The organism is Flavobacteriaceae bacterium HL-DH10 (genome assembly GCA_031826515.1).
GTDB lineage: Bacteria > Bacteroidota > Bacteroidia > Flavobacteriales > Flavobacteriaceae > Thalassobellus > Thalassobellus suaedae.
The window spans coordinates 47154-70780 of record CP134536.1 but is presented as its reverse complement, the minus strand read 5'-3'; the positions used below and the strand labels follow the sequence as shown (position 1 = coordinate 70780).

The following is a 23627-nucleotide window of genomic DNA, read 5'->3' as shown; positions in this document are numbered from 1 at the left end:
TTCTAATTAAAATGTTATACTAGTTCCTATTTGGAAAGTTCTTGGTCTTGGATAAACAAGATAATCTACACCTATCGATCTCGTTCTAACTTCTGGGTCATAGCCTGAATATCCTGTAATAACAAATAAATTAGTTCCTGTTACATAAACTTTAGCCTTTTTAATAAAATTAACCTTATCTACATCGAAATTGTAACCAACAGTTAAATTATCTAATCTTAAATAGCTACCATCTTCTAACCATTGTGAAGAATATTGAGCAGTTTGTGTTCTGCTTGCACCAGTATTTAACGCAGATTTAAGAACATTTACTCCAGGTGCTTGACTAATATATGAAAACTCAGCAGCTGTATTGTTGTAAATATCATTACCTACAACACCTCTAAAATTCATAGAAACCTCAAGTTTCTTGTAATTAAAAGTGTTATTGAAACCAAATGTCCAATCTGGATTAGCATCACCAATTGCTACTTCATCAGCACCATCTGTACCATCTACGTCAAGATATGTTTCCAATCCATCAGCATCATAACCTGTAAATTGCCATCCGTAGAATGTATTTAAAGGTAATCCTGGTTTTATTATTTGAGTATTAGCATTATTACCAACAACCCCAGAACCACTAGAGGTTCTTATTTCATCTCTTTGAAAATTAGCATTTGAAAGACTAATTACTTCGTTTTTATTTGTTGCAAAATTTAGGTTTGTAGACCATTTAAAATTTTCATTATCAATAACATCAGCATTTAAGTTTATCTCAATACCTTTGTTTTCAACCTCTCCTACATTTGCCCACTGTGTAGGAACTACTGAAGGTGCTGCTGTAGAAAACTGCAATAATAAATCTTTAGTTTTCTTTAAATAATAATCAACTGAACCTGTTACTCTCTGATTGAATAAGCCAAAATCTACACCAAAATTTAATTGACTTGTTTCTTCCCACTTTAAGTCTTGATTTTGAAAATTTGTAGGTAAAACACTTGGTATTGCTTGTCCACCAAAAACATAAATAGCAGAACCTGCAATAGAAAGTTGTTCTCGATATAAGTTATTAGGTATTTCTTGGTTACCAGTTACACCATAACCAACTCTTAATTTTAAGTTGCTAATTTTTGAATCAGCCATAAAATCTTCATCAGCTATATTCCAAGCAACTGCTCCAGAAGGGAATGTTCCCCATTTGTTATTCGCTCCAAATCGGCTAGAACCATCACGTCTTAAAGTAAAAGTAACCAAATATCTATCTTTTAACTTGTAATTTAAACGACCATAATAAGAAGACAAACGATTAGCATCTTTAAAAGATGTATTTGACTGTATGGTACCAGACTGAATTAAATTCCATTGTGTTGCATCTGCTACAAATTGATTGGCAGAAGTAAACGTGTTTTCTGTTTCAAATCTCTGATAGGAATAACCAGCTAAAATAGTTATATGATTGTCATCATTTATTTGCTTATCATAAGTAAGGTTTGTTTCTGCTAATACATTAGAGTTTTTATATTTGCTAATAGAAGCCGTGCCTCCTTGCCCTTCTCCAGCTGGATGTGTAGATGGAATATTTGTAAACCTACTTACATTTTCGCTTGAATGACCTATGTTAGATGATAATTTTAAACCATCTATTATTTCAAAGGAAGTATTTAAATTTCCTAATAATAAAGACGTATCACTTTCATCTGAAACATCAACCCAAGAAACAGGATTTACTCTTAATGCACCAATTTGGTAATAACTACCATCTGGATTTCTAACAGGTAATGTTGGTGCCCAACGAAGTGCATCTTTTAATATATTACCTCCTTCATCTGCAATGTTTGAATTTACAGCTGCTCTTTGATCATCGATGCTAGCATATGTTAAATTGATACCAATTTTTAACCTATCATCAATAGCAGAATGATTAGCATTTAATCTTCCTGTGTATTTTTTAAGTTGAGAATTCAATATTGTCCCTTCTTGGTTATTGTAACCTAAAGAACCTGTAACATTTGTAGTGGATGAACCTCCTGCAAAGGAAATGTTATGATTTTGTGTAATAGCAGTTCTAAACACTTCTTTTTGCCAATTTGTATTAACGCCCTGATCAGATAATGGTAAACCATTGCTATTTGCATAATCTCTATATTCATCTGCAGATAAAAAAGGTAGTAATTCAGGAACACTTGATACTCCTAAATAAGAGTCGTAAGTTAAGAAATCTCCATATTTGCCTTTGTTTTTTGTAGTAATAACAATAACTCCATTAGCTCCTCTAGAACCATAAATAGCAGTTGCTGATGCATCTTTTAAAACATCAATACTTTCAATATCTGCTGGATTTATTAAGCTTAATGGATTAATAGCTTCTTCCGATAGAGGAGAAGATCCTGAAGTTACAGTTCTAACTTGATTATTTGCACTTCCAAATTGTAATGGTACACCATCAATAACATAAAGCGGATCGTTTCCTGCTGATATTGAGCTCGTTCCTCTAATTCTTATAGTAGATGAGGCTCCAGGTTGTCCACTGCTTTGTACAATGTTAACACCAGCAATTTTTCCTTGTAAAAGTTGTTCTGGACTAACAGGTAAAGCATCAATAAAACTTTCAGACTTAATGGATGCCACAGCCCCAGTTACATCTTTTCTTTTTACAGAACCGTAACCTACAACTACAACTTCATCTAATTCCGAATTATCCTCTTCCATTGAAATGTTATAGGAATTTTGATTTCCAACTACTTTTTCAATAGTTTTAAAACCTAAATAAGAGAAAACTAATGTTTCTCCAGTAGCTACAGAAATACTGTAGTTTCCTTCAAAATCTGTACTAGCTCCATTTTGTGTTCCTTTAACTATTACATTCACTCCAGGTAATGGGAGGTTTGATAGATCTGTAACAATACCTGTTACATTTTTTTCTTGAGCATAACTGGACGTGTACATTAAAGTACACAAAATTATACTCATTAGTAGAGTAACTTTGTTTTTCATAAAATATTTAGTTTAGTTGTTAATTATTCCAAACTTATAGATAAAACATAATTAAGGTATCCTGCTCTTACCTGTTAATTATCAATAGGTTAATTTTTTAATAACATAAGTAATTGGTTTTCAGTAACATATTAATTTTAAAATAGTATTAATTTACTTTAAAATTAATATGTTTTTAATTAATAGATTATATTAGAGAGTCTTAATAATCGATAATAATTTATTTTTGGATATTTTATTTGGATTTGTATAATATGTTTTTAATTATTATGATATCGGACACTTTTATTTATTTTTTAATATGTACAAGTATATTATATCAGAAAGACTAATAATGAGTTATAGTCTAATTAAAAAAAGCGCTATAGTAAATATTTACTATAGCGCTTAAACAAGTTAAAAAAACAAACTATTTTTTTTAGTACCCAGGGTTTTGCATTTCTTGTTTTGCTGAAGCACTCAGAGGTTCTCCATTAGCATATACAGCATCAAGGAAAGGTTGTGGAATAGGTCTTAAAACATGATAGTCTTTTATATTAGGAGCAGCTCCAGGATTGTAGGCTTTTGCTCTATCAACCAATGTTAAAGTACGACTTAAATCTTCCCAACGGTGCCATTCACCACAAAGTTCTCTAGTACGCTCATTTAATACTAAACAAAGCATTCTGTCATACTCGCTAGAATAACCTAATGTAGAAATAATAGCCTCATCTTCAGCAGGTAAATTTGCAATATCTGTTATTGTTAAATCTGTCGTAGAAGTAGTTACAGGAATGTCATTAGACTCGTAATATGAATTCTCGTTCATATAAGAATTAGATTCAAAAGGCTGTGAAAAAGTAGAAGTTGGATATGCTTCGGCACCATCAGTGTAATAGGCTCTATCCTCTCCACTTTTATAAGTAGCTCTATTACGAACTTTATTGATATAAGTAAGAGCATCAGAATAAGATCCTGATCCTGCAGCTGCTAAACGAACTTTGGCCTCTGCTGCCATTAAATAAGTATCAGCTGAACGTGCCAAAATCTCATCACGCATACCTCTATTATCGTTTACAGAGTTTCTAGAAGAATCAAAATGCTTTGATAATGAAGGAAATCTTGGATCTGCCAATAAACCAATACCATCAGCAGCATGAGCAACATAAACATGCGGAATACTTTTCCCGTTGTATAAAATACTAGGATCGTTATTATTTTTTGTATTTGCAAATCTTGTATCACTAGGGTCATTAATAATGTATAGTATTCCTAAATCAACACCTGCTGTATAATTAACTTTTGGTATTGTTTCATCGTCACCAAAATCACCGCCTTTGTTTACTCTATGCTTAGTTCTAAACGTTTTCCAGAAACGAGAATCATTTACATGGTCGTAAACATCATACGTATAATAAGTTGGTGCTAAACGACTGTAAGGACGCATTCCTGTAAGATCACGTTTCATCACACCTAAATCATCATAACGTGCCGTAAAAGCAACATGACTAAAATTATTATAAGCAACATGAATAGTCCTACTAAATTGAGCTGATAAAATTAATTCGGGCAAAAATTCGTTAGGACCATCAGGTTCAGTATATGCCCATATCTCTTGAAAATTTGATGCTAATGGATGATTGGCAATCACTTGATCAGCTAAAGTTACCACTTGCTGTAAATCTGCAGTTTTTGTAGCAGAGTTCCAAGAATCATTAATTTCACTAGCACGTGTTAAGTATGCTTTTGCCAAAAAGTGAGCAGCTGCATCTTTAGTTATTTTTTGAGGAGCAGGAGCCGAATTATCCAATAAATTATAGGCTTGGGTGAAATCTTCAATTACCTGTGCTAATACTTGTTCAGCTGTTGCACGTGTAAATTCCAACTCAAGTGTAGTACTTACGGTAAGCTTTAATGGCACACCGCCATATTGTCTAACCAGTTTTAAATAATTATAGGCTCTTAAAAAATAACCCTCTCCAAGTGCAACACTCTTAATTTGAGGGTCTGTAGACTCAATATTAGTGGCCGATTCAATTAATTGATTTGTCAACCCAATAGCAACATAATATCTATCCCAAGCATGCTGTGATTGTGTTCTAGTTGTTTGAACAATAGGACCAAATCTAGAATCATAATTATTCCATGGGTCGTTGGTTTGATCACCACCAACATGGAATTCATCGACACCATAATTGGTGGTTGCAAATTGTTCTTCTCCTGAAAAAATATCAGCTAAAGTTCTTTGATATGCACCAACTGACAATTCTAAAATACCTTGTTCAGTATTGTAATATTCATTACCTCTTTGAGTTTGTAAATCCTCATCAAGAAATGACTCTTTTGTACAAGAGGTAAGTACACTGCTTATAACAATTAAAGCAGTGAATACTTTACTAAAATGTTTTATATAATTTTTCATATTTTTTTTCTTAAAATTATTTTGATTCATAGCTTAAAATTCAAGATTAATTCCAGTTGTAAATCCTCTAAGTGAATTTGACCTTCTTACATCCAAGTCAATCCAATCTACTTTTTTGAAAATGAATCCAGGATTAGTTGCTTGGGCATATATTCTTAATTTAGAAAGACCTAATTTACTAGTAATTCTATCAGAGAAATTGTAGCCTAGAGATATGTTTCTGATTTTCACAAAATCTCCACTACGGTATCCTAAAGTCGAAGAATATGAATCTCCGTTGCCTTGAGTATAAAATGGTCTTTGATAGTCGGAATTCTCGTCAGCTACAGTATAATAATCCACTTTTCGATTATTTCCTCTACCTCCTAAGTCTTCGCCTCCTGCGTTATAGGTATAACCCATTCTACCATACATAAATATAGATAATTCAAGTCCTTTATAATTAAATGTATTTGTAAGACCTAAAATATATTTAGGGATTTCACTACCAATAATAACACGGTCGTTATTGGGGTCAATAATATAATCTCCATTTTGATCTACTGGACGAACATTTCCTGCTCTAAAATTACTCCCGTTTGCATTAAACAAAGCCATTTCGGCAGCATCCGCTTCTTTCCAAATACCATTTGATTCATAATTGTAAATAACATTTTGAGACTCACCAATAAACCATTCATTATTAATATCGTCAAACTTACCATTAGATAATTCTACAATCTCATTTGTTTGGTACGAAGCACTCAAATCGGTTGACCATTTAAAATCACTCTCTTCAATATTAACAGTACTAAGTGTTAAATCTATACCACTTGATTTTGTTTCTCCAATGTTGGCATAGGTGGCATCATAACCCGTAACTGTTGGGATCTGTTTTAGAAGTAACAAATCAGTTGTATTAGACATATAAACATCTAATGATCCAGACACCCTTCTATTTAATAACGAAAAGTCTAATCCGAAATTATACTGGGTTGTTTTTTCCCACCCCAAATTTTTATTTGCTAAAAGTGTATAATTTGTATTATTAATTCTTGTTACACCTGGTGTTATCCCAGCAGAAGTTGACCCTCCAAAAGCATAAAATAACGGTGACAACCCACCTTGAGTTGAATATGGATCAATTGCAGAATTACCTGTAACACCTACACCTGCACGTAATTTTAATTGATTGATCCAACTGGAATTTTCCAAAAAGCTTTCCCTGTCTAAACGCCATCCTAGGGCAGCACTTGGGAAAAACGCCCATTTATTTCCGTCGGCCAATTGGGAAGCCCCATCGTACCTGCCAGATACAGTTAATAAATACTTGTCAGCAAAACTATAGTTTACACGAGCCATGTATGACAACAATTGTCTTTCACTAATACCTGAATCGAAGCCAGCAATAGTAACATTATCATTGTTTAATGCGTTCCATTTTTGGCTTGCAAAAGGAATATTTTCCGCATCCATATAATTACTTTCTTCATCAAATACTGTTTGACTCTGTAGCAATGTAACACCAATATTATGGTCTGTAATGGTCTTGTCATAATATAACAGGTTATCTAATGTATATGAAGCCCTTTGTCTTTTTTCTAAAGAGGCATAACTAGAACCTGTTCTAATTACTGATTGTCCATCAACATAAACACCTCGACGATAGTTTGATATATCAGGACCAAAATTTGTACGGTATTTTAAACCTTCTAAAAAAGGAAAAATGGCTCCTATATCTACTTGGGCATAAAAACTCCCAAAAGCCCTAAGCGAAACACGTTGGTCTTGAGAGTATTTCTCCTCATCAATAACCGTTCTATAGGAAATATCCCCTCCAGGAAATTCAACCCTATCACCATTAGCATCATAAGGAAGTGCATATTGAAAAAGGCTTAGGGCGCTATCGTATAATCCACCTCTAGCAGATACCGCACTACTTCCAGAAGTCGATTGACCATATTCTTGGGTTTCCTGTGCTGCATTGATATTACCACCAAATGAAAACCAATCAGTAGGTGTAATGTCAATACTTACATTAGCATTATAGCGCTTATAACTTTGACCTACAATTACACCCTCATTATCAGTAACACCAAAAGACCCATACGCTTTCATTTTATCTGTTCCTCCACTAACACTAAGGGTGTTTTGGGTTGTAATTGCTGTTTGGGTAATAAAATCAGTAAAATCTGTTGATATAACTCCAGAAGGATCCCAGGTTCCTCCTGTCCATCCATTTTCAATATTGCCGAAAGCTACGTCATCACCTGGGAATATTTCCTCATCATTAGCCAGAGTTGGCTGATCACCCCTAGGTCGTCCATAAGTATCAGTTTCCTCATTATAAGATTGATAATAATAAGCCCAACGGCGATAATCAATAAATTCACTGGCATTCATCCTTGGAGCAAACTCACGATTTTTATTTAATTGTAAAGAACTATTAATGCTTATCGTCATTTTTCCTGTTTTACCCCTTTTAGTTGTAATGATAACAACACCATTAGCACCACGCGAACCGTAAATAGCGGTAGCCGATGCATCCTTTAGGATATCAATAGATTCAATATCCTGAGGGTTTACGTTTTCAATTCCTCCTGTTATTAATGGAATCCCATCCAACACATAAAGAGGTGAATTAGATGCTGTTAATGAACGTACACCACGAATGGAAATACTTCCAAGTTGTCCAGGTCTTTCGTTTGAACTAATGTCAACACCAGCAGCTTTTCCTTGAATGGCTTCCACAGCATTATTTACAGGTCTAGAGGTAATGTCTTCAGCACTTACACTAACCATTGCACCAGTTACATCCGATTTCTTTTGGGTTCCATACCCAACAACTATTACTTCATCTAGTTGCGCATTGTCAGATTCCATAGCAATATTGTAAGAGCTTTCGCTTCCTATTACTTTTTCTGTTGTTTTAAAACCTATGTAAGAAAATACAAGCGTTTGACCCGTTGCTACGCTTATACTATAATTCCCGTCGAAATCTGTACTTGCTCCTTGGCTAGTTCCTTTAACAATAACATTAACCCCAGGTAGAGGGAGGTTAGATTGATCTGTAACAGTTCCTGTTACATTTTTTTCTTGAGCATAGCTGAACGTGTACATTAAAGTACACAAAATTATACTCATTAGTAGAGTAACTTTGTTTTTCATAAAAAATTTAGTTTAGTTGTTAATTATTTCAAACTTATAGATAAAACATGATTAAGGCATCCTGCTCTTACCTGTTAATTATTAGGTGTTTATCATTGTTTGCGGTTTTTGTTGTTATAAAATTCTAAAAATCACATATTTAAGATATTATAAGGGTTATGGAAAAAAAATAATACATTATGAAATAAAAATACATGAAATTTATTAAATATTAAAAATAAATCTAATAAAATTGTCATTTTAGTAATTCATAGAAATGGTCATCATGTATGATTTATAAAAGAAAAACTATTGTTTTTATATGATTAACTGAATATTTTACTTTTAAATCTAAATTAGATATAATTTTTAGTTCACAGGATGCAACAGGATGGTATTTGTAATAAAGGATAATATTTTTACTGAATAGTATGTAGATATTAAATGAATTCTGGTATAAAAATTTTAAAAATAGGGCTTTTTACTTTTCTTTTTATGTGCTTTTCATGTAAAAATAGGGGGGCTGTTTTAGTAACCAATGAGCAAGAACAAATTCCTGTAAAGGAAACAAGTAAAGCTAGTTCTTTAACTAAAATTTGGATTGACGCTTCAACAGGACATAAAGTACAGAAATTAGTTGATAGAGTAGGAGGTAACAGAAGTTTCTATTTTCATAACAATCCATTTTTAAAATCAAAAAACGGTACAGACGATTTGATGATTTTTTCTGGAAGTTCAGAAACTGGCAATCAATTTTTATCGGTCAATTTAAAGACAAAAGAAATTGATCAAATAACAGATCAAAAAGGAAATAAAAGAGGAGAAATAATTGGCGCTAAAACACGAAAAGTATTTTACATGATTAAAGATAGTGTATTTGCTACTCATATCGATACGCACAACACAGAATTTATCTATAAATTTGATGATGATGTTATTGGATCTGTTACTAGTTTAAATGCTGATGAAACCCTTTTAGGGGGGCTTTAATTACAAAAGAAGAGAATGAGATTTTTAAAAAGAATCCAAAGAAATCGAGTTATTTTGATAAAATTTATGAAGCAAAACTTGAAAGAAGTTTAATTACTATAGATGTAAATACTAAAGAATTTAATAATATATATTCTGAAAATGCCTGGTTAAATCACATTCAGTTTTCACCAACAGACCCAGATATTTTAATGTATTGCCACGAAGGACCATGGCATAAAGTAGATCGTATTTGGAACATCAATATCAAAACAAAAAAGAATCAACTTATCCACAAAAGAACGGTTCATAGAGAAATTGCTGGTCATGAATTTTTTAGTCCTGATGGTAAAATTATTTGGTTTGATTTACAAATACCAAGAGGAGAAACATTCTATTTGGCAGGAAAAAATCTTAAAACAGGAGAAGAAAAACGTTATGGGGTAAAAAGAGATGAATGGTCTATCCATTATAATATATCACCAGATATGAAAACGTTTGCTGGCGATGGTGGCGATGAAAGTCAAGTAGCTCATGCAGAAGATGGTATGTGGCTTTATCATTTTATACCCAAGGGAGATAGTTTGGTTTCTACTAAGTTGGTTAATATGAAAAATCATAATTATGATTTAGAACCTAATGTACATTTTTCACCTAACGGAAAACAAATTATTTTTAGAGCTAATTTTGAGGGGAATACTCAGATATATGCTGTCGACATAAAAAAACAAAACTAAATTAAAACGATGCTTAATAGAAATTACTTTATTCTAATTTTACTTACGCTTTCAATAGTTGCCTGCACCAAATCTCAAGAGCGTAGCAGCGATATTGAAAATTCAATGTTATCAGAAATCACAAACCAACAAAAACCATGGACGCGATGGTGGTGGATGGGAAGTGCTGTAGATTCGGTTAACATAAAACAAAATTTAATTGATTTACAAAAAGTAGGCATTGGCGGTGTTGAAATAGCACCTATTTATGGTGTTAAAGGCGAAGAAGCTAATTTTATAGATTATTTATCACCTAAATGGATGAGTATGCTAAGCTATACTACTAAAATTGCCGATAGTTTGGGTATGCAAGTCGATTTAACTTTGGGAACTGGTTGGCCTTATGGCGGACCGCAAGTTACCCCAGAGTTTGCAGCTACAAAACTCATCACTCAAAAATATGATGTAAAAAAAGGACATACTTTTTCAAAGGAAATTAAAGTAGAAAACCCTAAAGAAAGACAACCAGCAACACTTAATTATCTTTTGGCTTATGGAGAAAAAGGTGCTTATATAGATTTAACATCGTTGCTAAAAGACAATACAATTAGTTGGAAAGCAGAAGATGATAATTATACTATTTATGCTGTTTTTACAGGTAAAACAGGTCAGCAAGTTAAACGCGCAGCACCAGGAGCTAAAGGGTTTACTTTAGATCATTATTCTGAAGACGCATTAAATATATATGTTAAGTCTTTTGATGAAGCATTTGTTGGTTTCGATGGAAAAATTCGCTCTATTTTTAATGATAGTTATGAAGTTTACGGTACCAATTTTACACCTAAATTTTTTGAAGCGTTCGAACACTATAGAGGTTACGATTTAAAACCCTATTTACCATTATTATTAATTGAAGAAGATACCAATGAGGGAAATAGAGTTAAGAGTGATTACCGAGAAACCTTATCAAATTTATTATTATATAAGTTTGATAATCCTTGGACGCAGTGGGCAAACAAACACAATTTTAAATCTAGATTACAAGCACATGGTTCTCCAGGTAATTTAATTGATTTATATGCTTCGGCTGATATTCCTGAATGTGAAACTTTCGGTTCTATGCCCTACGACATTCCTGGTTTACGAAGAGAAAAAGAAGATATAAGAGAAGGCGACGCAGATCCCGTTATGCTGAAATTTTCTTCATCGGCGGCACATATTTCAGGAAAACCTTTAACGTCATCAGAAACTTTTACTTGGTTGCGTGACCATTTTAAAGTGGCGTTATCACAGTGTAAACCAGAAGTTGAAGATTTATTGTTAAACGGTGTAAACCATGTGTTTTTGCATGGAACAACGTATTCCCCAGAACGCGCGCAATGGCCAGGGTGGAAATTTTATGCTTCGGTAAATTTCAATCCTAATCTTGCTTTAGGTGAAGATGAAAGTCAATTATTCAACTACATAGCCAATTGTCAATCGTTTTTACAATCAGGTAATCCTGATAACGAAAACCTATTGTATTGGCCTATTTATGATGTTTGGAATTCGTATTTAAATAACAATTTATTTTTTCAGTTTAAAATACATTCTTTAGATGAATGGTTGCATAATCAACCTTTTTATGAAACCACTAAAAGCCTTATGGAAAAAGGGTATGGTTTGGATTTTGTTTCAGATAATTTTATTGAAACAGCCACTTTTGAAAATGGAAAAATAAAATTACCAGGCGGAAATTACAAAACGTTAGTAGTTCCTACTTCAACAAATATGCCTTTAGCTACTTTAAAAAAGTTAATAGAATTAAAGAAACAAGGCGCTAAAATTATTTTTCAAAATCTTCCAAAATCGGTTCCTGGATTTAAGAATTATGCTGAACAGAATGAAGCCATGCAAAAAATGATTTCAGATAATAAATCTATTATTTATCCTTCAGAAGATATTTTTTCTGATTTAAATGAAGCTAATGTTCGACCAGAAAAATTAGTAGAAACTGGTTTAAAATTTATTAGACGCGATAATAATGGTGATAAAATTTATTACTTAGTCAACCACACTTCTCGAGCTGTTAATCAATTTATTCCTATAAATGGTAACTTTGAAGAAGTCATTATTTTCAATCCAAATTCGTCTGTTTTTGGTAAAGCAAAAATAAAAAATGAAGGAAACACAACGCTAGTTAAAGTACAGATAAAACCAGGCGAATCTTTATTTTTAAAAACGAACAAAAATACTTCTGTAAAGGATTGGAATTATTTTGAAGAAAGTAATTCTTCTTATAATATTGAAGGTAACTGGAATATTTCATTTTTAAGAGGTGGTCCAGCTTTACCAAAAAATGGTGTTATTTCTGAGTTAACATCTTGGACTACTTTAAGTAAAGACGCTGAAAATTTCTCTGGAACGGCTAAATACACTATTGAATTTGAGAATCCAGATGCAACTGCAGAAAATTGGTTACTTAAATTAGGCGATGTTAGAGAAAGCGCTAAAGTTTGGATTAATGATACTTATTTGGGAACATTATGGGCAAATCCATTTGAAATCAATATTGGTAAACTTAAAAAAGGCAAAAACAAAATGACGCTTGAAGTTACCAATTTATCAGCAAATAGAATTCGTGCCAAAGAACTTAGAGGTGAAGAATGGAAAAATTTCTATGAAATAAATATGGTAGATAAGGACTATAATAAGTTTGATGCTACAAAATGGAACCCTATGCCATCCGGTATTCTTGGTCCAGTAACACTAACAGCTTTAAAAATGAATTAATTTACATACTTTTATAAAATGAAAAAACACATATTAATTGCTTGCCTTTCAGTTTTAAGTTTACAAACAGCTTTTTGTCAAATTTCAGACAAGAAGAAAGTTTTAGAAAACATGCAACTTGCTAATCAATATTTTATGAATAAATGGCAAGATGTTGGAAAAACCATAGTAACCAATAAAGAACGTCCGAGTCATATATGGACACGTGGTGTTTATTATGAAGGTTTAATGGCATTACATGAAATTTATCCAAAAGAGGCTTATTATAATTACGCCTATGATTGGGCAGAATTTCATAAATGGGGTTTTAGAAACGGTAGTGCTAATAGAAATGCTGACGATTATTGTGCCGCACAAACTTATATTGATTTATACAATTTAGAACCTGATTCAAAAAAATTAAAGAGTACCAAAGCAACTATAAATATGTTGCTAAACACACCGCAATTAGATGATTGGTCTTGGATTGATGCGATACAAATGGGCATGCCTGTTTTTGCCAAGTTAGGTGTTTTGGAAAATGATAATCGCTATTACGAGAAAATGTACGATATGTATATGTATACAAGAAATAACCATGGCGATAACGGACTTTTTAACCCTATAGATGGGCTTTGGTGGCGTGATGCCGATTTCGATCCGCCTTATACAGAACCTAACGGAGAAGATTCATATTGGAGTCGCGGTAATGGTTGGGTCATTGCGGCATTAGCAAAAACATTATCGATTATCCCTAAAGATGCACCTCACAGAGAGCAATATATTATCGATTTAAAATCGATGGCAGAAGCCTTAGTACCTATCCAAAGAAAAGATGGTTTTTGGAATGTAAGCTTGCACGATCCGAAACATTTTGGAGGTAAAGAAACCTCTGGAACCGCTTTGTTTGTTTATGGCATGGCGTATGGTGTAAATAATGGCATTCTAGATAAAGGTAAATACCTTCCTGTTATTGAAAAAGCGTGGAATGCTATGATTAAAGAAAGCTTACACGACAATGGCTTTTTAGGTTACTTACAATCTACAGGGAAAGAACCAAAAGATGGACAACCTCTTTCTTATGATAAAGTACCCGATTTTGAAGATTATGGTTTAGGCTGTTTCTTATTGGCAGGTGCTGAAGTTTATAGGATACAATAATTTTATATTTTTTTAAAAAGTATCTTGGCAAAACCAAGATACTTTTTTGGTTAAAACAGAAACATTTAGACTTTAAATCATGAAAATTCTTAAGAAAAGGCAATCTAGGCTTTTAGTAATTTCATTAATGCTTATTGTTAATACTTCACTTTTTGCACAATTTAATAACATTAAAAATGACCAGTTTTGGAATACTGTTGAAGGAAAACCTATTTACAGTCAAGGGGGTGGGATTTTTAGATTTGCAGATGAAATAACTGGTGAAGAAAAATATTATTGGTATGGCGTGCATTACAAAGAAGCTGAATTGTTTAGAGATAATCCAACCATGACTTACGAACGAAATCATTTTGTCGCTGTAAGCTGCTATACCTCTACAGATTTAGTCAATTGGACAGAGGAAGAGCCTGTACTCACCAAAGCAGAAATCGATAAGAATTACCCTAGAACCGGCTGGATGGGAAGATTAGGCGTTTCTTATGTTAAAGAACTAAAAAAATATGCTTTATTAATTCAGCATAATAATCAAGTGCTAATTACTATAGCAGACAAGCCTACAGGACCTTTTAAATGGCACGAAAGATTAGATATGACCGACAGGATAGGTACGCCAAACACAGGCGACCAAAGCGTGTTTACTGACTACGATACGGGGGTATCGTATTTGGTTTATTCTTATGGAAGCGGTAGAAACAAAATTTATATTTCAGAAATTGGGGTTAAAGATGGCAAGGTAACGCTACTCGATTGCATTCAAATTTTTAAAGGAAAAGGGCGAGAAGGCAATTGTATGTTTAAGTACAACGGAAAATATTATGTATTTGCTTCGAACCTTTATGGTTGGGATTCTTCCTATGCATATTACCTTGTGGCCGATGATATTAAAGGACCTTACAAACCGACCAACGAAATGCTTATTACACCAGGGTGTATGGATGACTTTGCACATATTACCCAAACGGGCTTTTTTGTAAATGTTAAGGGTACAGAGCAGGAAACTGTTGTGTATTGTGGCGACCGTTGGGCAAATTTCGCAGGTAATGGTCTGGGATATAATCAATGGATGCCCATGTCTTTCGAAGACAACACGCCATATTTCAATTCCTTGAATTCTTGGAACTTAAATGAAACCTCTGGCGAATGGCAAGTTGCCAATGATAATAATTATATTAAGAATGCTAGTTTTGAAGCCGACCGCAGAATAATACCGTCTCCAGTAAAACCTATTCAGGCACATATAACAGGTTGGGTAACTTATGTATATCAAGGGAATGCAGTGGTTGTTGGCGATTCGGAATCCCCTCAACTCAATTATTTCAACACTAGCGAAGACCGAAAAACAGTTGTTGGTGAAAAAAGCTTGAACATAGAAGATAAAGTTACTTTTAAACGCAAAGTATATCAGATTATAGAATCATCACCTTTTGTAGACCTGCAGGATGGTATCTACAATTTGTATGCTAAAGTTAAGCACAATCTAAAATTCAAAGCATTAAAAATGTATGCTGAAAGTGGAGGGGTTCAAAAAAGTTATTTCGGGAAAAATGAAACTGAAAATTGGTATACAATAACGCTAGAAAATATCGAAGTAAAAAACGGAAAAGTAGAAGTAGGTTTTTATGCTTATGGAACTGCTGGTGGTAGTTGTCAAATAGATGATGTGGTATTGGTAAAGAAGTAATAAAAGTTATAGAAAGGATTAATTCGTAAAATTATAAGATGAAGTATTTTTGCCTAATATTAAGTTCAACAATAGTACTATTATTAATAGGGTGTAATAGCGCAATCAGTTATAAGAATGACACTTCCAATGTGTTCGAAATTTATAATAACAATACCAAAGCCATAATTCTTTACGAAAAGGGAAAAGCTTTAGATTCTATTACTGCGCACTTACTTTCAGAAGATATTTATAAAGTCACCAATCAGAGGCTCAATGTAGTGAACAATATAAATGCTGCCAACGGAAACACGATTGTCATCGGAAGTATGGATTCACCACTCATAAACGTCTTTTTAAAAGATGAAACACTAAAGGAGGGCTTTAAAGATCAATGGGAAAGTTATCTATATAAAACCATTTCAAATCCAACAAAAAAAATAAAAAAAGCTTTTATTATTGCAGGCACTAACCCACGAGGTACTGCTTATGGTATTTTTAATATCTCAAAAAAAATAGGCGTAAATCCTTGGTATTGGTGGGCCGATGTACCGGTTACCCAAAGTGAAGAACTTATTTTAGAACAACCTGATTTTTATAGTAATGCACCTTCCGTTGCGTATCGCGGCATTTTTTTAAATGATGAAGATTGGGGCTTGCAGCCTTGGGCAGACAAAACATTTGAGCCAGAAACAGGTGATATTGGACCAAAAACGTATTCTAAAATATTTGAATTGTTATTACGCTTAAATGCCAATACTATTTGGCCAGCCATGCATCCAAGCACCAAAGCGTTTTTTTACTATCATGACAATGCAAAAATGGCTGAAGTTTATAACATCATCATAGGCACCTCACATGCCGAACCTATGCTGCGTAACAATGTGGATGAATGGAGTGAAGATACATATGGTCATTTTAATTATAAAACCAATAAAGACAATGTATATAAGTATTGGGAAGACCGTGTTAAAGAAGCTAAAGATATAAATGCCATATACACTATAGGCATGCGAGGTGTTCACGATAGTGGTATGGAAGGTGTAAAAAGTAACGACGAAGCTGTTGCTTTACTAGACGGTATTATTAAAGACCAAAGGGATATGCTTAAAAAACACATCAATCTGGATGTCACGCAAGTTCCGCAAGCCTTTACCGTTTATAAAGAAGTTTTAGATTTATATAAAGCTGGACTTAAAGTTTCTGATGATATTACTCTTGTTTGGACCGATGATAATTATGGATACATTCGCGCATTAAGCAATGCAGATGAACAAAAACGTTCTGGTGGTAGTGGTGTTTACTACCATGCATCCTATTGGGGAAGACCGCATGATTATTTATGGTTGAGTACTACCAACCCGTATTTGATACATGAAGAAATGATGAAAGCTTACAATCTAAATAATCGAAAAATTTGGATAATAAATGTAGGTGATATAAAACCTGCGGAATACAATACACAACTGTTTTTAGATATGGCTTATGATGCCAGTAAGTTTCAAAACCCAGAATATATTGCAACTCACCAGCAAGAGTTTTATAGCGAAATATTTGGTTCAGAACTGGGAAATAGTATTTCTAAAATTAGAGAAGATTATTTTCAATTGGCTTTTGAGCGTAAACCAGAATTTATGGGCTGGAGCCAAACCGAGCCAACAACTCCAATCGCAAATACAGCTTACAATACCTTAGCAAATGGTGATGAAATTCAAAAAAGAATTGATGCGTACGACGCTATTGAAAAACAAGTTCAAGTTATTGAAACACAATTATCAGGAAATTTAAAAAGTGCGTTTACACAATTAGTTGGTTACCCTGTTAAGGCATCTTCTCATATGAATAAGAAATTCTTATTTAGAGACAAAGCAATGATTTATGCAAAACAAGGTAGAAAAAGTGCTTCTAATTATGCAAAGCTATCTCATCAAGCTTATAATGAAATAGAAGCTTTAACTAAAAAATATAATATGTTATCCAATAGAAAATGGGAAGGGATGATGGACATGAAACCTAGAAAGCTTCCCGTTTACGATGATCCAGAAATAATTTTGTCTAAAACGAATACGAAAGAAGCAATTGGTATTTCAGTTGAAGATACATTAACAACTAGTGAAGGAGCATTACAAATACCAACATTTTATGTAAACGATATAAAATCGTATTTTATCGATATCTATTTAAAGCATACTGACCATGGTTCTTGGTCTTTTAATGACTTTCCTAAATGGGTAAAATTAAGTAAGACTTCGGGTAATTTAAATGTTTCTAATATTGATGAAGAGCGTGTATTTATTTCTATCGATTGGAATGCATGGAAAAAAGCAGGAGAACAAACTTCTAAAACTTTTAAAATCGAAACAAATTCCGAAGAAAAAAACATTCAAATTAATATTTCAAAAAGCTATAATTCCATTCCCGAAACCAGTTTTATTGAAAAAAACGGAATGGCTGTTATGTATGCAAATCACTTTTCTAAAAAAAACGATATAGATACTTTAAAGTGGAAAGAAATTAGAGGTTTAGGGCATTCAAAATCTGTAATGCAATCTAATCTACTAAAAGTGTCTCCTATATTAAATCAAGAAAACGCACCATTTTTAGAATATGAGATGTATACGGAAACAATTAGCGAAACTGCAAATCTTACATTGGTAGCTATACCAACGCATCCCTTAACAACCGATAGTGAACTTAGAATTGCGGTACAATGGAATAATGAGCCTATTCAATTAATCAATTTTAAAACAGAAGGCAGAAGCAATACATGGAAACAAAATGTGCTTAGTAATAAAGCCTTAAAACAAATACAGGTACCTATTAAAAGTACAGGGAAACAAAAGCTTAGAATCTATATGTTTGATCCTGGCGTATTGTTAGATTATTTTGTTTTAAATACAAGAAACCAAACCCAGATACCTTATAAATTAATGCCTGAAACTAGACTGAATTCTTTAAAGTAATAAATTTTAAAAATCACATGAATAAAGCAAAGTTACTTATTGTTTTTCTTTTATTATTCTTTTTATCGACTGTACCTAAATTACAATCTCAAGAATTTAAAAGAACCAAATTCAACTTTAATTCAGATTGGAAATTAAAACCTGGTGATTTCAAAAATGCTCAAGAAGTAAGCTTTAATGACCAAAATTGGCAATCTGTTACACTTCCATATGCTTATAACCAAAAAGAAACGTTTCAAAAAGAAATAACCGATTTTACCACTGGTATTGTTTGGTATAGAAAAGCATTTAAATTACCAGAAGGCATAACAAATAAAAAAGTTTTTATAGAATTTGAAGGCATTCGTCAAGGTGGAATAATTTATGTAAACGGACAAAAAGTTGGTATGCACGAAAATGGTGTGATGGCTTTTGGTTTAGATATTTCCAAGTTGGTAAAACCATATCCTTTCGAAAACATTATAGCACTTCGTATTGATAACGATTGGAAATATAAAGAAAAGGCAACAGGAGCAAGTTACCGTTGGAATAATACAAATTTTAATGTTAATCTGGGCGGTATTCCAAAAAATGTATACTTACATATTACCGATAAATTATATCAAACGTTACCCTTATATTCTAATTTAAAAACCACTGGGGTTTATGTGTATGCAAAAGATATTGATATAAATAGCGCAAGTGCTTCCGTACATGTTGAATCTGAAATTAAAAATGAATTCAACACAACTAAAACGGTTGAGCTAGAAGTTGAAGTTTATGATATTAACGGAAATAAAATTGATGCTTTTTCTGGAGGTAAAATCAATATTTCAAAAGGAGAAACAAAAATATTAAAAGCTAACAAAGATGTAAGTGATTTGCATTTTTGGAGCTGGGGATATGGCTATTTATACACTGTAAAATCTATTTTAAAAGTTGATGGTAAAATTGTTGATGAAGTAATTACCAAAACTGGTTTCCGAAAAACAGCATTTAAAAATGGAGAAGTTGTTTTAAATGATAGAGTTATTCAAATTAAAGGCTATGCACAACGTACCAGTAATGAATGGCCAGCAATAGGTATGTCGGTTCCCGCTTGGTTAAGCGATTTTACCAACAGAATGATGGTTGAAAGCAATGCTAATTTAGTAAGATGGATGCACGTAACACCATGGAAGCAAGACATTGAGTCGTGTGATAGAGTAGGGTTGATGCAAGCCATGCCTGCTGGAGATGCCGAAAGAGATTCAAAAGGGGCGAATTGGAAACAACGTGTTTCGTTAATGCGAGATGCTATTATTTATAACAGAAATAACCCAAGTATTATTTTTTATGAATGCGGAAACGAGGTGATTAGTGAGCCTCATATGTTTGAGATGAAAAGTATTAGGAACACTTATGATCCCAATGGAGGGCGAGCTATTGGCTCACGTGAAATGCTAGACAGTCAAGAAGCAGAGTATGGAGGAGAAATGTTGTATATCAATAAAAGCGCTAGAAAACCACTTTGGGCAACTGAATATTCCAGAGATGAAGGCTTGCGTAAATATTGGGATGAATTTAGTCCGCCATATCATAAAGATGGAGAAGGGGGTACCACACATGCCAATGTTAACGGAAGTAAAGTAAAGGATGCAAGTCCTTATAATCGCAATCAAGATTCTCACGCTATAGAAAATGTAACACGCTGGTACGACTATTATATAGAAAGACCTGGAACTGGACATCGAGTAAGTTCTGGTGGCGTGAATATTATTTTTTCTGATACTAACACCCATTTTAGAGGTGCCGAAAATTATAGAAGAAGTGGTGAAGTAGATCCCATGCGTATTCCAAAAGATGGTTTTTTTGCACATCAGGTTATGTGGGATGGTTGGGTAGATATTGAAAACCACCGAAGTCATATTATAGGACATTGGAATTACACAAAAGATGTTGTAAAAAACATATACGTGGTTTCTTCTGGTGAAAAGGTTGAGCTTTTTATAAATGGAAAATCTAAAGGTTTTGGTAAACAAAGCAAGCAGTTTTTATTCACTTTCGAAAGCATTCAATGGGAAGCAGGAGAATTAAAAGCTGTGAGTTATGATATTAATGGGAAGGTTGTTAGTGAAGCATATAAATTAACAGCAGGAAAACCTTTCGAAATTAAATTAACACCGCATACAAACCCTAAAGGTTTTATGGCTAATGGAGCAGACGTGGCTTTAATTGATGTTGAGGTTGTTGATAAAAATGGTAATAGATGCCCCATTGATAATAGTCTTATTGAATTTTCTTTAAAAGGAGATGCTACCTGGTTAGGTGGTATTGCCAAAGGACCAGAGGACAACTATATCCTTTCTGAAAAAATACCTGTTGAAAATGGTATTAATAGAATTATGATTCGTTCTGGGATTAAACCTGATAATATCAATCTCATTGCCAAATCAAAAGGATTAAAATCTTCAAAAATAACTTTGAATACTAGTTTTTTTGAATCAAATAATGGACTTTCAACACAATTACCCAACCATGATATGACTTCATATTTAGATAGAGGTCCAACACCAAAAACAGATTCTTATACCATAAAAAAGAAAACCAGCTTTTATAGCTTCAGCAACAGCTTTATCAAATCAGGAAACTGTATATAATAGTTTTGATGATAATGAATTATCTGAATGGGCTAACGATGGGAGAATAAAAACTGGAAAAATAACTTATATTTTAACGAAACCATCGGTAGTAAATCAATGTGTTGCCAAATTTACAGGTTGGAGAAGAAAAAGTTATCCTATTCGTATATTAGCAGATAATAAAATTGTTTATCAAGGGAACACACAACAAAGTTTAGGGTATATAACAATTCCATTAAAACCAGTTTTAGCAAAGGAAATAACTATTGAATTAATTGGAGTAAATACAGATAATGATGCTTTTAATAAGATTGTTGAAGTGGATCCCAATAAAGAATTAGACATGTTTAAAGATAAAGAAGGTGCTAACGCAAAAGGACAATTAAGAATAGTCGAAATTGAATTTTACGAAAGCTTATAGCAACTTTCACAAAAAATTAAAAAATAAAGAGTTATTATGAACAAAATGAATAAGACATTATTTTTAAGCTTAATTTTAGGAATTACTATTAGTATGTATTCTCAAACCAAAGAAATACCGCTATGGGATAAAGTCCCTAATTCAATAGAAAATAAAGATTATCAAGAAGTATTTCGATTAAATTCTAAAGGAGAAGCTACTGGTATTCTAAAAGTTATTAATCCTAGGTTAAAAGTGTTTTTAGCAGATACTAATACAAATAATGCAGCGGTTGTTATTTGTCCTGGTGGAGGCTATGGTGTTTTATCACATGATAAAGAAGGCGACAAAATTGCAGAATGGTTAAATTCAATTGGAATTTCTGCTTTTGTTCTTAAATATAGATTGCCAAGTGATCTTATAATGAATGATAAAACTATTGGTCCGCTTCAAGATGCACAAGAAGCTATAAGAACCATAAGACGAAATGCTAAAGAATGGCATATAGATTCTAATAAAATCGGGGTTATTGGTTTTTCTGCAGGCGGTCATTTAGCTTCAACCATATCTACACATTATAATGACAATGTGTATGCTTCAGATGAAATAAGTGCTAGACCAGATTTCTCCATGTTAATTTATCCTGTAATCTCTATGGAAGAAGGTATTACTCATAACGGTTCAAAAGTAAATCTTTTAGGGAAAGAGCCTTCAGAAAAATTAATTGCAAAATATTCCAATGAAAAACAAGTAAACAAAGATACACCACCAACCATTTTAATTCATGCCACAGATGATGGTTCCGTTCCCGTTGAAAATAGTATCAATTATTACTTAGCATTAAAAGAAAACAAAGTACCAGCAGAAATACATATTTATGAAAATGGCGGACATGGTTTTGGTTTGGGAAGATTTGGCACCCATCTTAATTGGCCAAAAGCCTGTGAAGATTGGTTAATTGCGAATAAATTTATTCCTGAAAAGGAGGTTTTTATGTTTTCTTATTTTAAAGGTAACGGAGAAGACGGCTTGCATTTAGCATACAGTGAAGATGGTTATACATGGGAATCTTTAAAAAATGATACATCTTTTTTAACTCCAGAAGTTGGTAAAGATAAATTAATGCGCGACCCGTGTATTATAAAAGGAGGCGATGGTTTATATCATATGGTGTGGACCGTGAGTTGGACAGATAAAGGCATTGGGTATGCGAATTCTAAAGATTTAATAAATTGGTCGGAACAACAGTTTATTCCTGTAATGCAACATGAGCAAAAAACACGCAATACATGGGCACCTGAAATTACTTATGATGAGGTTAATAAAGAATATATGATGTATTGGGCATCTACAATAATTGGTGCTTTTCCAGAAACACAATCTACTGAAGATAGCGGTTACAATCATAGAATGTATTATACAATTACTAAAGATTTTAAAACTTTTAGTGATACAAAATTGTTATACGACCCTGGATTTAATGTTATTGATGCTACTATTCAAAGGCAAAACAATAAATACATCATGTTCTTGAAGGATGAAACCAAAAAACCAGTTCAAAAAAACTTAAAAATTGCATTTTCCGATAAATTAACAGGTCCTTATACAGAAGCTAGTGAACCTATTACAGGAAACTATTGGGCAGAAGGTCCAACCGCTATTAATATTAATGGTAATTGGATTGTGTATTTCGATAAATATAGAGATCATAAATATGGAGCCATTCAATCTAAAGATTTAAAAACCTGGAAAGATATTTCAGATAGTATTCAGTTTCCAAAAGGTACTAGGCATGGCAGTGTGTTTAGAATACCAAATTCGTTGTTAATTAAAATAAAAAAAAACAGACCAAATAACCCTGTAAAAGTGTATTTTATCTTATATTTTTAATATTACTTTTCTAA

General features: G+C 32.9%; 11 protein-coding genes. 8 read left to right on the top strand and 3 right to left on the bottom strand.

Features of this window, described 5'->3' with window-relative positions; genetic code table 11:
- Positions 1-6: 6 nt before the first annotated feature.
- The 3 genes from RHP49_00205 to RHP49_00195 all read right to left on the bottom strand — a co-directional run bounded on the left by RHP49_00205 (position 7) and on the right by RHP49_00195 (position 8524).
- On the bottom strand, positions 7-2976 hold the full coding sequence (locus RHP49_00205; protein WNH12695.1) for a TonB-dependent receptor: 2970 nt from the start codon (positions 2974-2976) through the stop codon (positions 7-9).
- Between the two features lie 418 nt (positions 2977-3394).
- A complete protein-coding gene (locus tag RHP49_00200; GenBank protein WNH12694.1) occupies positions 3395-5377 on the bottom strand; it encodes a RagB/SusD family nutrient uptake outer membrane protein in 1983 nt (660 codons plus the stop codon).
- A 33-nt stretch (positions 5378-5410) separates the two neighbouring features.
- Positions 5411-8524, bottom strand: coding sequence for a TonB-dependent receptor (locus tag RHP49_00195; GenBank protein ID WNH12693.1), 3114 nt, complete (start codon positions 8522-8524; stop codon positions 5411-5413).
- 423 nt (positions 8525-8947) lie between these two features.
- Here RHP49_00195 and RHP49_00190 point away from each other — a divergent pair, with 423 nt between their 5' ends.
- The 8 genes from RHP49_00190 (at position 8948) to RHP49_00155 (ending at position 23613) form a co-directional block, all read left to right on the top strand.
- Positions 8948-9493 carry a hypothetical protein gene (locus RHP49_00190; protein WNH12692.1) on the top strand — a complete coding sequence of 182 codons (546 nt, stop codon included), beginning with the start codon at positions 8948-8950 and terminating at the stop codon, positions 9491-9493.
- Positions 9493-10209, top strand: coding sequence for an oligogalacturonate lyase family protein (locus RHP49_00185; GenBank protein WNH14445.1), 717 nt, complete (start codon positions 9493-9495; stop codon positions 10207-10209). Before RHP49_00190 ends, RHP49_00185 begins: the two co-directional genes overlap by 1 nt.
- A gap of 9 nt (positions 10210-10218) precedes the next feature.
- Positions 10219-12960 (top strand): glycosyl hydrolase, encoded by a 2742-nt coding sequence (locus RHP49_00180; protein WNH12691.1) that lies wholly within the window; start codon positions 10219-10221, stop codon positions 12958-12960.
- Between the two features lie 18 nt (positions 12961-12978).
- Positions 12979-14100, top strand: coding sequence for a glycoside hydrolase family 88 protein (locus tag RHP49_00175; protein ID WNH12690.1), 1122 nt, complete (start codon positions 12979-12981; stop codon positions 14098-14100).
- A gap of 79 nt (positions 14101-14179) precedes the next feature.
- On the top strand, positions 14180-15781 hold the full coding sequence (locus RHP49_00170; GenBank protein ID WNH12689.1) for a family 43 glycosylhydrolase: 1602 nt from the start codon (positions 14180-14182) through the stop codon (positions 15779-15781).
- 38 nt (positions 15782-15819) lie between these two features.
- The gene (locus RHP49_00165) at positions 15820-18723 is read left to right on the top strand and encodes a glycosyl hydrolase 115 family protein (GenBank protein WNH12688.1); all 2904 of its coding nucleotides are present in this window, start codon (positions 15820-15822) and stop codon (positions 18721-18723) included.
- Between the two features lie 17 nt (positions 18724-18740).
- Positions 18741-21341, top strand: a complete 2601-nt coding sequence (locus tag RHP49_00160; GenBank protein ID WNH12687.1) for a DUF4982 domain-containing protein — start codon at positions 18741-18743, stop codon at positions 21339-21341.
- 448 nt (positions 21342-21789) lie between these two features.
- Positions 21790-23613: a prolyl oligopeptidase family serine peptidase gene (locus tag RHP49_00155; protein WNH12686.1), complete on the top strand. Its 1824-nt coding sequence runs from the start codon at positions 21790-21792 to the stop codon at positions 23611-23613.
- The last annotated feature ends 14 nt before the right edge of the window (positions 23614-23627 follow it).